The sequence below is a fragment of the Burkholderia sp. AU27893 genome, from assembly GCF_002223205.1.
Lineage (GTDB): Bacteria > Pseudomonadota > Gammaproteobacteria > Burkholderiales > Burkholderiaceae > Burkholderia.
Genome location: NZ_NKFD01000005.1, coordinates 48,071 through 60,886, shown reverse-complemented (window position 1 = coordinate 60,886; position 12,816 = coordinate 48,071). Strand labels below are relative to the sequence as shown.

The following is a 12,816-nucleotide window of genomic DNA, read 5'->3' as shown; positions in this document are numbered from 1 at the left end:
GGCGAGCTCGGCTATGGAAATCACGCATCGATCACCGTCCAGGAAATTGCCGGACGAAGGCTCCCCCTTCCACGCAGCTCGGAAAGGCCATTCGGCAATCGTCCATGCAACGCCCTGCGAGCCGCCGCGATCTCGACGAAACCGCTCATCGTCCGGCCACGGTCATTTCTTCGATCAACACCGAGCCTGACTTCAACGCGCCAGCCGTGAACGTATCGCTTCCCACCGCAACGATGTTCCTGAACATCTGCTGCAGCGTGCTGGCGACCGTAATGCCTTCCACCGAGTACTGGATCTTGCCGTTCTCGACCCAGAACCCGGCAGCGCCTCGCGAATAGTCTCCGGTCACCAAATTGATGCCTTGTCCGATCATCGACGTGAGCAGCAGCCCCGTCCCGAGTCGCTCGAGCATGCCGTCGAGATCGTCGCCCGGCAGGGTTGCCGTGCTGCGCAACGACAGACCGTGCGGGCCGTGCGCGTTGCCGGTCGTTTGCATGCCGAGCTTTCTTGCCGCGTAAGACGACAAGAAGTAGCCTTCGATCACACCGTCATGTACCACGCGACGCTTCCGCGTTCTCACGCCCTCGCCATCGAACGGCGCACTGCCCATCGCGGCGGGTACATGCGGATCCTCGTCGATACGGATGTGCGGCGCGAAGATCTCCTTCCCGAGACTGTCGACCAGGAAAGACGCTTTCGCGAACAGCGCGCTGCCGCTGGCCGCCTGGACGAAATTCATCAGCAATCCCGCCGCCAACCGCGCCTCCACCAGAACGGGCACCTTTCTGGTCTCGAAGGGGCGCGGCTGCAGACGCGCGATGGCGCGCTCGGCTGCGTAACGACCCACGAATTCGGGCGACGCCAGATCCTGGGGCCGCCGCTGCGACGTGTGCCAGGATTCCACCTGCATATGGCTGCCGCTTCCCGCCAGCGGTCTGCAAGAGATCGCGTGATTCGACGACGCGTAGCCGCCCTGAAACCCGTTCGACGCGGCGAGTACGAAGTGCGCGTTCATCGTGTCGACGCTCGCGCCTTCCGAATTCTGGATCTGCGGGCTGACCGAAAACGCCGCATCCTCGGCGCGGCGCGCGATTTCCAGCGCTCCGTCGATCGACAGCGGCCACGGGTGGTAGAGGTCGAGATCCCGCGGCGCATGTTCGAGCTGGTCGTCGTCGGCAAGCCCGGTTGCCGCATCCTCGGCCGTGGCGCGGGCAATATGGTAGGCAGCGGCGACCGCATCTTTCAGGGCAGCCGGGGATAAATCGGACGTGGTCGCCGTACCCTGCCTGTTGCCGACATAGACGATGACGCTGGCGCCCTTGCTATGCTTGTGTTCGATGGTATTGGTCGCGCCACGCCGGACCGATACGGAAAAGCCGCTGCCTTCCGTGATCCTCGTCATCGCACTGGTCGCACCGATGGCCTTCGCGTGCGCCAGGATGTCAGCCGCATATTGGTTGAATTCGTCTTGCGTATGCAGAAATTCATTCGATTGCATGTTCAGGTTGGCTTCCATGTTCCACTGTCTCGTATTGATTGCGACGCGTCGTCACACGTCACCGTCGGTGACGTGACGCTCCCTCTTGTGTTGAACCGGCTGGCTTCGTCAGACAGGCTGCGTGCGCGCGTCCAGCCACGCCTTCGCGTCGCCGCTCACGTGTCCGCCGACGCACTCGCGCACCGTCGCGTGATACGCGTTCAGCCACGCGCGCTCTTCGTCATGCAGCAGGTCGATCAGCACGCAGCGCGTGTCGATCGGGCACAGCGTCAGCGTCTCGAATGCGAGGAATTCGCCGAATTCCGTCTGCTCGCTCTCGCGGTTCACGACCAGGTTCTCGATCCGGATGCCCCATTTGCCGGGCCGGTACACGCCCGGCTCGATCGACGTGATCATCCCTTCCTCCATCGCCGTATGCGGCTCGGCCGCCGCGGAGTGCGAGATGACCTGCGGCCCCTCATGCACGTTCAGGAAATAGCCGACGCCGTGACCCGTACCATGACCGTAGTCGAGCCCGGCCGCCCACATCGGCGCTCGCGCGATCGCATCGAGCATCGGCGAGCGGATCCCGCGCGGAAAACGGGCACGCGACAGCGCAATCATCGACTTCAGCACGATCGTGAAATCGCGGCGCTGCAGGTAGCTGATCGTGCCGACGGGCACGACGCGCGTGATATCGGTCGTGCCGGTCGTGTACTGGCCGCCCGAATCGACGAGCAGCAAGCCGTCGCCGGCGATCGTCGCGTGCGACTCGGGCGTCGCGCGGTAGTGCGGCATCGCGCCGTTCGCATTGAAGCCGGCGATCGTCGCGAAACTCGGCGATACGTAGCCGGGGCGCCGTGCACGTGCGGCCGTGAGCTGCTCGTCGATCGTCAGCTCGGTGATCGTCTCGCGGTTCACCGCCTGCTCGAACCATGCGAAGAATTCGGCGAGCGCGGCGCCGTCGTGTTCCATCGTCACGCGCACGTGCTCGATCTCGGCGGCCGACTTGCGCGACTTCGCCAAGGTCGACGGGTTCACGGCCTCGATCAGCTTCACGCCGGCCGGCACCGCCTCGAGCGTGCCGACCGTCATGCGGCGCGGGTCGATCAGCAGCATCACGCCGTCGGGCAGTGCAGCGAGCGCGGCGCGCGCGGCATCGTACGGGCGAACCTCGACGCCGTCCTGTGCGAGCGCCGTGGCCAGTGCCGGCGCGATCTTGCCGTCGGCGACGAACAACGTCGCGCGATCGCTGCCGATCATCGCGTGCGCGACGAACACGGGGTTGAAGTCGACGTCGGTGCCGCGCAAGTTGAACAGCCACGCAAGATCGTCGAGCGTCGACACGAAATGCCATTGCGCGCCCTGTGTGCGCATCGCGCGACGCACCTCGGCGAGCTTGCTCGCGCGGCTCGTGTCGGCCTGCGGCGCGACGTGCTCGAATACCGCGTCGTCGGGCAGCCCTGGACGATCGGGCCAGATCGCATCGAGCAGGTCGAGATCGGTGCGCAGCGCGATGCCGCGCGCGTTCAACGCCCCCGCCAGCGCGCGGGCCGCCGCGACCCCGAGCACGGCGCCGTCGACGCCGACCGTCGCACCGGCCGCCACGTTCTGCGCGAGCCACTCGACATGCGGCGCGCTTTGCTGACCGCCCGTCATCTTCATCAGCTGTACACCGGTGCCGGCCAGTTCGGCCTCGGCCTGCACCCAGTAGCGGCTGTCGACCCACAGGCCCGCGAAATCCGCGGTGACGACGAGCGTGCCGACCGAGCCCGTGAAGCCGGACAGCCAGCGGTGCGCCTGCCAGCGTTCGGGCAGGTACTCGGACAGGTGAGGGTCGGCGGACGGCACGAGATACGCGGCAGTACCCTCGCGGATCATCGCGCCGCGCAGTCGCGCAATGCGAGCGGCCGCCGGCGTCATGTCAGGTAGAGGTTGATTCATGAACGTTCGTTTGTGTTTGGAATGGCGCCCGTGACAGGTTGCCGAATCGCCCGTCACGCGGCGTCTTCATTCTTCACGCGATCGGTTTCTCGTTGCATCTGTCCCGCCGTCAGCAATTGCCACGCGCCCTCCGCCTGAAGCCGGAGCACGTTCTGGTGGTACGCCAGCAGCGAATCGCGGTGGCCGACGCTGACGTACGTTGCACCGGCCAGCGCGAGTGCCCGATACAGCGACCGCTCGGTGGCCAGGTCGACAGCGCTCGTTGCCTCGTCGAGAAACACGTAACGGGCGCGCGCAGCCAGTGCGCGCGCGAAGCCGATCCGCTGCTGCTCTCCCAACGACAGCACTCTCGACCAATCGATCACCGTATTGAATCCCCCATGCCTGCGCGCGAGATCCGGCAGATTGACCTGCTCCAGCAAGGCCTGGAGCTGTTGATCCGTATGCGTGCTTTCCGTCTCCGGGTACAGGATCTGCTCGCGCAGGCTTCCCAGCAGCATGTACGGACGTTGCGGCAGGAACAACACATCCCGCGGCGGCGGCATCGTGATCGTTCCGCTGCCCGTTCGCCACAGTCCCGCTACGGCACGCAGCAATGAACTCTTGCCGACACCGGTTTGCCCCATGATCAGCAAGTGCTCGCCCCAGCCGATCGCCAGGCTCAAGCCTCGCAGCAGCGTGCGCTCGCGGCCAGGCGTCTGGAGCGTAAGACGCGTCAGTTGAATCGCGTTGCCTTCCTGATACGCGATGGTTTCCGCACGATCGGCATGGGCCGCGTTCACCGCATCGGCCTTTTCGACGATCTGGGCAAGCCGCACCACATGGGGCGCGGCGGACGCGAATATCGGCATGAACGTCGTCACGCGCTGGATGCCCTGAAGCAGCAGCGTTGCCGACGCCGTTCCTTGCGTCACCACGCCGAAACTGATCTTGCCGCTGAAGTAGAGCGGCACGAGGATGACGACCGGCAACAGCGTCCAGACGACGCCGACCAGCGACTCGGTCGACCGCATGATGAAGGCGTAGCGCGCCGTGCCCCTCGCGATGTCCACGACCTTGTCCAGCCGTCGCGCCACGCTGCGCGCCTCGGCGGATTCACCGCGGTAAAGCGCGACCGTCTCGCCATTGCTCCTGACATGCAGGATACCGAAGCGAAGCTCAGCCTCTGAAACGGTCAGGTCGAAATTCAGGCGAATGAGCGGCCGGTACAGCAGCCACGTCACCACGGCGGAAATGATGCCGTAGGCAATGACCCCATAGAACAAGAGGGGGGAAATCTGACGAAGCAGCAAGCCCTGGATGCCCAACGTGCCGGCCGAATAGATGGCGATGCGCGGCAACATCGCCGCCATGTTGCAGAACGGCCCCGCTTCCTGCTGAATGCGCTGGTCGACGTTGTCGACGTCGCCATCCTGTTCGATCCGGTAGTACGTCCGGGCCCCGAGATATCGGGACATCAGGTCATTCGTCATCCATGCGCGCCAGTGGATGGCGAGCCGGGTGTAGACGAAATCGAAGAACTGACTGAGGATGCCGTTGTTGATGACCAGGCCGATCGATGTCACGAGCAAGAACAGGCGCCAGTAAGACAGCTCGTGGCGCCCCACCAGCGCGTCACTCATCTGCCGGGTCAGGATCGAGACCTTGCCGCCAAGCAGGATCTCGAACAGCGAGAACGCGATGAAGATGCCGAGCGCCAGCCATGAGCGCGATGCGCCGGCTCTCGTCCAGTACGGGCGGGATATGTCGATGAAACGTCGAAAGAAGCGGCCGTTGAGACTGTAGTCCTTCGGGTCCGCTTGCGTGGTGGCAGTGAACATGTCTTTATTCGTACATTGATCGGGCGCGAAAGTCGTCGAAGCGAGCCGTATCGATCCTGGCTTAATGCGTTCCGCCGACCGTCACCTCGTCCAGCCGCAGTGTGGGCTGGCCGACGCCGACCGGCACGCCCTGGCCTTCCTTGCTGCACGTGCCGACACCCTTGTCGAGCGACAAGTCATTGCCGATCATGCTCACGTACTTCAGCGATTCCGGGCCGCTGCCGAGCAGCGTCGCGCCCTTCACCGGGTAGGTGATCTTGCCGTTTTCGATCATGTACGCCTCGGACGCCGAGAACACGAACTTGCCGTTCGTGATGTCGACCTGGCCGCCGGAGAAATTGACCGCGTACAAGCCGTTCTTCACCGACGCGATGATTTCCTGCGGATCCTTGTCGCCGTTCAGCATGTACGTGTTGGTCATGCGCGGCATTGGCAGCGCCGCGTACGACTCGCGCCGCGCGTTGCCGGTGACGGACATCTTCATCAGGCGCGCATTCAGCGTGTCCTGGATGTAGCCCGTCAGGATGCCGTCCTCGATCAGCGTCGTGCGCTGCGTCGGGTTGCCTTCGTCGTCGACGTTGAGCGAGCCGCGGCGGTTCGGCACCGTGCCGTCATCGACCACCGTCACGCCCTTCGCTGCAACCCGCTCGCCGATGCGGCCGGCGAACGCCGACGAGCCCTTGCGGTTGAAGTCGCCCTCGAGGCCGTGGCCGATCGCTTCGTGCAACAGAATCCCGGGCCAGCCGGCCCCGAGCACGACGGTCATCGTGCCGGCGGGCGCCGGGCGCGCGTCGAGGTTCACCAGCGCCGCGTGCACCGCGTCATCGACGTAGCGCGACAGCACGTCGTCGGTGAAGTAGCCGTAGTCGAAGCGGCCGCCGCCGCCGCCGGAGCCGCTCTCGCGGCGGCCGTTCTGCTCGGCGATCACGGTGACCGACACGCGCACGAGCGGGCGGATGTCGGCCGCGAGCGCGCCATCGCTGCGCGCGACCAGCACGACGTCATATTCGCCGGTGAGGCCCGCCATCACCTGCGTGATGCGCGGGTCGCGCCCGCGCGCCATCTGCTCGATGCGCTCGAGCAGTTTGACCTTGGCCGTCGCGTCGAGCGACGCGAGCGGATCGGACGGCAGGTACAGGTCGTGGCCCGTCACGCTCTTCAGCGAAGCGTCCGCCGTGACTTTCTGCATGCCGCCGCCGGCCGCCGCGATCGCCTTGGTGGCCGCGGCGGCTTGCGCGATCGCCGCAGGCGAGAGGTCATCGGAAAACGCGAACGCGGTGCGGTCATCCGCGACCGCGCGCACGCCCACGCCCTGGTCGATGCTGAAGCTGCCCGATTTCACGATGCCTTCCTCGAGGCGCCATGCTTCGCTGCGGCGTGCCTGGAAGTACAGGTCCGCGTAGTCGACGCGATGCGTGAAGATGTCGGCGATCGTGCGCGTGAGCAGGCTCTCGTCGACGCCGTAGGGCGTGAGCAGAATGTCCTTTGCGACGATCAGATTGCGCAAGGAGGGATCAACGGAGATCATGAATAATCGAAGGAAGGAAAGAGGTTCAAACGGAACGGGGCGCGTTCGCGCTCAGCCACGTCAACAGGGATTCCGCGACATCGGTACAGACGATTGCGGCTTGCCGCGCGCTATCCATGCTGACGACGTCGTATCGCTTCCAGAGGTCCGGGTCCTGCTCCCTGCACTGTTGAATGAATGCCCCGCGGCGCTCGATGAAGGCCGACACCCATGCCGCCCGCGCTGCGGCGTCGTCGCGCGGCGCACTTCCGATCTCGCTGTGCACCTGTTCGGTAGCGCGTTCGATCATCGCGGTGATTTTCTGCTCTTCGTCGTCACGCCAATCGGCCTTGCGGCGAAGCTCCCGATTCACGTACTTCAGGATCATGTGGAGTTTCCCATTGCCCGACCAGTCCGACATGGGACCGGCCAAGCCCTCGAGCATCTGGCTTGCCTCGAGGTCGGCCGACCCGTCACCCACGCCCAGCATCACGGCCGCGCGCTGCAACGCCTCCCATTCCTTTGCCGCGATCTTCTCGCCGGCGAGCTCGCGCGCGTGCGCTGCCTTGATGCGCAACACGATGCCGCGCTCGGTTTCACCCGTGAAGTACTGCGTGATCTCCCAGCGCGAGTGGTAAACGAGTTCATGGAGAACGTCGGTCGCGGCGCGCGCGAGATTCGCGCCCACCGGAATTGCGTGGAAGATCTTCAGCGCCGTCGCATCGGCTTCTTCCGCACCCTCCTTGACTCGGCTCAGGAACATCCAGATCGAATCGACGAGGTCCCCGAACTGCCGTGGTACCCCGACAACCTCCTCGAACTGACCCCGGGCGCCTGCCAGCCGCGTCGAGGGTTCCTGGGCGCGCTCACTGCCGCGCTGCGCATCCGAAAGCTCGTGATAGCGGCTGATGCATCTATCCTTGTGCGCTTCATCGCCGCCGAAGCTGCACCATTCCACGGCCGGTGCATCGACCGCGGCGGCCTCCGGCTCGTTGTTTCCGGCTTCGCTCGCGGCCGATTCCGGCGTCTCCAGCCCGCATTGCGCGAACCATTTCTCCATCGTCATGCGCATCCGTATGGTCGACGGTCCGGTCAGCCTGTCGTGCTCCTTGCCGTTCGCATAAAAGATCAGCGTCGGAATCGCCCTCACACCGAACTTCTTTCCGCCGTCCGGCTCGGAGTCGATGTTCAGCTTCAGGATCTTCAGTCGCCCCGCATAGTCCTTCGCAAGCCGATCCAGATGAGGTGCGAGCGCGCGGCAAGGTCCGCACCACGGTGCCCAGAAATCCACGAGTACGGCTGTTTCGCCCGACACGTCGTCGAGCAGCGTCGCGGCGGTCGTATCAAGAATTGACATCGTTCATATTCCTAAATTTATTTTGATTTCGGCTGCGTGACGAAATCGATTTTCACGAGGCCTGCGCGCTGGGCCGCCGAAAGCAGGTTGGCCACCGATTCATAACGCGCGGCCCGGTCGGCATACAGCTCGATCTCCGGCTGCGGTTGCTGGGCCGCCGCCTGATTCAGCCTGGCATCCAGTGCATCGGCTTCAACGGGCTTCTCGTCCCACATCACCGTGCCGCTCGCGTCGACCGATAAACTCACGTGCGCGGGCCGCGTATCGTTCGGACTGCTGTTCGCACTCGGCAAGTCGAGCTTGACCGCGTGATTGATCACCGGCAACGTCACCATGAACACAATCAGCAATACGAGCATCACGTCGATGAGCGGCGTCATGTTGATGTCGCTCATGACGTCGTCGTGGCTGTCGTCAAAGAACGCCATGTCAGCTCTCCTCGACCGTCGCGACGCGTTTCTGCTCGATCTTCACGCGCACGGAAGCCGTGCGATGGCGGTCCGAGTTCATCAGATACGCGTGCAACTCGTGGCGGAAGCGCGCGAGCTTGTGGACGATCATGCGATTGCCGCGGGACACCGCGTTGTAGCCGAGCACGGCCGGGATCGCGACAAACAGGCCGAACGCGGTCATGACCAGCGATTCGCCGACGGGCCCGGCCACTTGCGCGAGACTGCTCTGCCCCGCCTCGCTGATGCCGAGCAGCGCGTGATAGATCCCCCACACGGTGCCGAACAGGCCGACAAACGGCGCCGTGCTGCCGACCGATGCAAGCGCCCCAAGGCCGCTCGCCATTCGGGCAACCTGCTCTTCGAGCGCCACGCTCAGGCAGCGCTGCAGCCAGTCGTCCGGCGAGAGCACTTCCTTCAGGTGCGTATCGTTATGTCGCTCCGATGCTTCACGCGCGGCCTCCGCGAGATTCTGGTACGGGTTGCTGTGGTCGAAGCGACCCAGTGCCGCACACCCTTCCTCGATCGAACCCGCCTGCCAGAATTTTCGCTCGGCGGCTTTACTCTGCCTTCTCATGCGGATCAGTTGCGCGCCCTTGTAGAGCATGACCGCCCACGACGTCAGCGACATGACGACCAGGACCAGCGCGATGGCGTGACTGATCGTGTCGCCACGATTTACGATGTCTGCGATTCCGTAGTTCATTGCTGTACTCCTCGACGAGCTGCTTGCAGCTCAGTTGTCCAATCTGAATTCAAGTGGTTGAAGCGCACGAACGACGATCGGCGTCCCGTTCTCCAGGTACGGCTTGCAATGCCCGGCGAGCATCGCGGCACGCGCGGCCGCATCGAGTTCTTCGAAACCGCTCGATCCGGTGGTCGTCGCCTCCGTGATGCGGCCGTCGATGCCGATCGTCACGCGAAGCACCACCTTGCCTTCGTGACCCAGCCGGCGTGCAAGCGCGGGATACGGCGGACGCTCGATGTCGCATGAAACGTGCGCCACGCTCTTGGCGTCCTGCCCGCCGGCGAGCGCCATCATCTGCGCGGCTGGCGGCTGCGCCGACGGGGCGCTCTTCGCGCTTGTCTCGACGGGTTGGACGGCGGGCGGCGTAGGCACCGGCGGGTCCGGTTCATGCACTTGCGGGGTCGCCGCCTGGGCCGCACGGGGTGCGTCGTGATGCGTGGCGAGCACGGGCGCGCGGTGCGGCACGGGCGGCTTGCGCGTCACCGGCTTGACGGGTGGCCGCGGCGGAACGGGCGTCGGGGTCGGTTGCGGTGCGTTCACCAGCGTCACGCTGATCGACGATCCGGCCGACGCGAGCTTCCCGGCATGCAGGTCGAGATGGACGTCGGCCTTCCAGAACGCGACCAGCAGCAACGCATGCAGCGCCACTGCCACGCCGATTGCGACAGGCCGTCCATAACCGATACGAACCTTCCGGCCCGCTGCTGCAGGGCCGGATGCTTCCCTTGACGGCAATACGATCGAACTATCCACGACATGCCTCAGAAGTTGTAGCGTCCGGTCAGATAAATCAGTCGGCCTGGCTGCAGGCCGACGATCGCTGAAGTCATCTGGTTCTGATAGAGGGTGCGGTTGAACAGGTTCTTGACGCCCAGGGTCGCCGTCCATTGCTTCGCGTGGTAATACACGCTCGCATCGGTCTGCGCTTGCCCCGGAGCCTTGAATACCCCGAGGCGCGAGTTCGACACTTGATAGCCGCTGCGCGCCTCGACGCCCGCGCCCACCCCCCATCCATGCATACGCTCGCCCTGGAGGTCGTAAGTCATCCAGATCGTGCCGCTATGACGCGGCACTTCGCTCACACCGTCCGTGATTTGCTGCTGATTGCTGAAGGTGTAGTTCGCGAAAACGTTCAATCCTGGGAACAGACGGCCGGTGAGGCTGAGCTCTGCCCCGCGTACCACCATCCCCCCGCCTAGCGTGGCGAAGTTCGTGCCGGGAATGCCAACCAGGACGTTGCTTTGCGCCGTTCTGAATACGTCGGCCGTTGCGCTCAGGCGATCGTCGAAGAAGTTGAACTTGAAGCCTGCCTCGACCGATCGCCCGATTTGTGGAGGCGGCACACTGCCATCCAGCAGAAGCGTTCCATATTGCGGATAGAAACTGCGCAACGCGTTTGCATAAACGGCGACGTTATCCGTGAGCTGGTAAAGGATGCCGAGGTTCGGCGACCATTGCGATTGAGAGGCCGTATTGGTGCCCCATACCGTCCCGCGGGCGATGCTCGCGAGGATATGCAACCTGTCCCAGGTAATCTGATCCTGGAAGTAGACCGTGCTGGAGTACGATTTGACGGGGCTGCCGTAATATTTCGGCGTCCCGGGAATGGGCGGTGCCGAAGCCAGCGGGAATGGGGCAACGAGAAACTTCATGGGCAAACTGGTGAAATCTGTCCAATAGTCGCTGTTGCTCACGCCCACGAGAACGGTTTGCTTGACCGGGCCCAAAGAAAACTTCGCCTGTAGATGATTGTCCAGGTCGAAGCCGTAGGAACGCGAGTGGTCATTGAAGCCCAAAAAAACGGTCTTCCCGGATCCGATGCCGATCGGATCATAGAAATCACGCTGGGCAAAAGTCGATGCCTGATATTGCGCCTTGCTTTCAAACTTGAAGATCGATCCGAGTTGCTGTGTGAAATCGACCGACAGCGTGTCCATCTGGCTCAGTGAATTCTGGGATGGCGTGCTGCGCGAATGAACCGGCAGCGGGTCGTCGCCGACCCGAGGCTGTGTCAGCTGTATCGGCGGTCGGTTGACGACCTGATGCTGGTAGCCGAGAACGATGTCCGTGTTACCCGATTTCCATTCGATCGACGGCGCGACGTAGAAGTTTCTCTGGCCGTCGTAACCGCCGAAAGACTCACCGGCACGCTCGGCGGACAAGACGAACCGATAGCGGAGCGACTTGTCGCTCGTCAGTGCGCCACCCAGATCGATCGAGCTCATCCAGTCGCCATAGGAGCCCGTTTGCAGCGTCAGCTGCCGAACGGTTTCGGCGGTCGGTCTTTTGATCACGATGTTGACCACGCCACCCGGAACCATGGCCCCCGAAAGAATGGAGTCGGCACCTTTGAGCACTTCGATTCTTTCCACGCCGGCCACCGGAATATCCAGCGAATTGCTGGACCCCGTATCGTTGTGACCATTGCTCATCGTGGCCGCTGTGAAGCCCCGGACACTGACTTGAGCACCGCTACCCCAGTCCTGCACCGTGACACCGCTCACGTTGGCGAGTGCCTCGGACACCGTTTGAGTCTGCTTGCTGTTAAGCAGGTCCTTCGTGACGACCTGAATCGACTGCGCGGTCTGCGAAATCGGCGTATCGGTGCGCGTCGCCGTGCTGGTCGAGTCGGCCACGAAACCCTTATCGAGGCTGGCGCTGCTGGTGCTTTCACTGACCGTTATCGTCGGGAGTACTGAATCCTGCCCCGACTTCGACGCGCCCGGCGAAGGCGGCGGGTCGGACCGCTTGATGACGTAAGTCTTCGCGTCCACTTGCTCGACGCGCAGGCCCGTACCGTTCAACAGGCGCGCCAACGCGTCGTTCACGGTCAGCATCCCCGACACCGCCGGCGCGGCGCGGCCCGCCACGATGTTGTCGGGCGCGAGGATATTGACGCCGGCCTCGCGCGCGAGCTGTGACAACGTCGTGGAAAGCGACTGCGCGGGCAAATTGATCGACGTTTGCGCGTACAACGAAATGCTCGCCATGCCGACGACACTGGCCGCCACATGCCTTGCCAACGCCCTTGCCACAGGCTGCTTGAATTGCTTCATTGTCCCCTCTCTGTCAGTGCAAAGATGTGATTGAGCCGTGACGTTGCTATCGGTCAGGCTTCACCACTAAAGACGACGCAAGGAGCAAAAGAGACCAGCCGCGTGCTATTGAAATTTTTCATCGCGACGATAGCCAAATGCTTTTGAATCGCGCTGCCTGCGCGAGCCCGAAAGAACGGCTTGTCGGTTGCATGTCGCCATCGCGAAATCGCTCGGCGGCAGCAAGTTGTGTGGACTGGGGGGGGGTGGAGCGCCGCTGGAAGTTATCGTGCGTCGATGACGAGCGCGCGTCCGTGCTCGGGCGCACCGGGCGGTGCGACGACCGCGGACCAGGGCCGCCCGATGGAGAGCTGGCCCCTTGCCAGCGCGAAAGCATTCTTCGGCGTTTTCGTTATGCGAGGACGTGTAACGCCGGCGTCGCCTCGGCAGGCGCGAACATTGACGGCAGCGGCAACACG

At 63.9% G+C, this 12,816-nt stretch carries 9 protein-coding genes; all 9 read right to left on the bottom strand.

The genetic code is table 11. The features are described from left to right. Positions 1-145: 145 nt before the first annotated feature. Positions 146-1,516 carry a metallopeptidase TldD-related protein gene (locus CFB47_RS32510; RefSeq protein WP_089463649.1) on the bottom strand — a complete coding sequence of 457 codons (1,371 nt, stop codon included), beginning with the start codon at positions 1,514-1,516 and terminating at the stop codon, positions 146-148. Between the two features lie 90 nt (positions 1,517-1,606). Then, positions 1,607-3,421, bottom strand: coding sequence for an aminopeptidase P family protein (locus CFB47_RS32505; protein ID WP_089463648.1), 1,815 nt, complete (start codon positions 3,419-3,421; stop codon positions 1,607-1,609). 53 nt (positions 3,422-3,474) lie between these two features. Continuing rightward, positions 3,475-5,241: an ABC transporter ATP-binding protein/permease gene (locus CFB47_RS32500; RefSeq protein WP_089463647.1), complete on the bottom strand. Its 1,767-nt coding sequence runs from the start codon at positions 5,239-5,241 to the stop codon at positions 3,475-3,477. Positions 5,242-5,302: 61 nt separating this feature from the next. After that, positions 5,303-6,769 carry a metalloprotease TldD gene (gene tldD / locus CFB47_RS32495; RefSeq protein WP_089463646.1) on the bottom strand — a complete coding sequence of 489 codons (1,467 nt, stop codon included), beginning with the start codon at positions 6,767-6,769 and terminating at the stop codon, positions 5,303-5,305. Positions 6,770-6,794: 25 nt separating this feature from the next. Further along, positions 6,795-8,105 carry a co-chaperone YbbN gene (locus tag CFB47_RS32490; RefSeq protein WP_089463645.1) on the bottom strand — a complete coding sequence of 437 codons (1,311 nt, stop codon included), beginning with the start codon at positions 8,103-8,105 and terminating at the stop codon, positions 6,795-6,797. A 17-nt stretch (positions 8,106-8,122) separates the two neighbouring features. Further along, positions 8,123-8,533, bottom strand: coding sequence for a biopolymer transporter ExbD (locus CFB47_RS32485; protein WP_071335577.1), 411 nt, complete (start codon positions 8,531-8,533; stop codon positions 8,123-8,125). A 1-nt stretch (position 8,534) separates the two neighbouring features. Continuing rightward, complete coding sequence (locus CFB47_RS32480) at positions 8,535-9,260, bottom strand: MotA/TolQ/ExbB proton channel family protein (RefSeq protein ID WP_089459807.1); 726 nt, start codon at positions 9,258-9,260, stop codon at positions 8,535-8,537. 30 nt (positions 9,261-9,290) lie between these two features. Then, positions 9,291-9,956, bottom strand: a complete 666-nt coding sequence (locus tag CFB47_RS32475) for an energy transducer TonB (RefSeq protein ID WP_143330895.1) — start codon at positions 9,954-9,956, stop codon at positions 9,291-9,293. A gap of 107 nt (positions 9,957-10,063) precedes the next feature. Further along, positions 10,064-12,358, bottom strand: coding sequence for a TonB-dependent receptor (locus CFB47_RS32470; protein WP_089463643.1), 2,295 nt, complete (start codon positions 12,356-12,358; stop codon positions 10,064-10,066). Between the last annotated feature and the right edge of the window lie 458 nt (positions 12,359-12,816).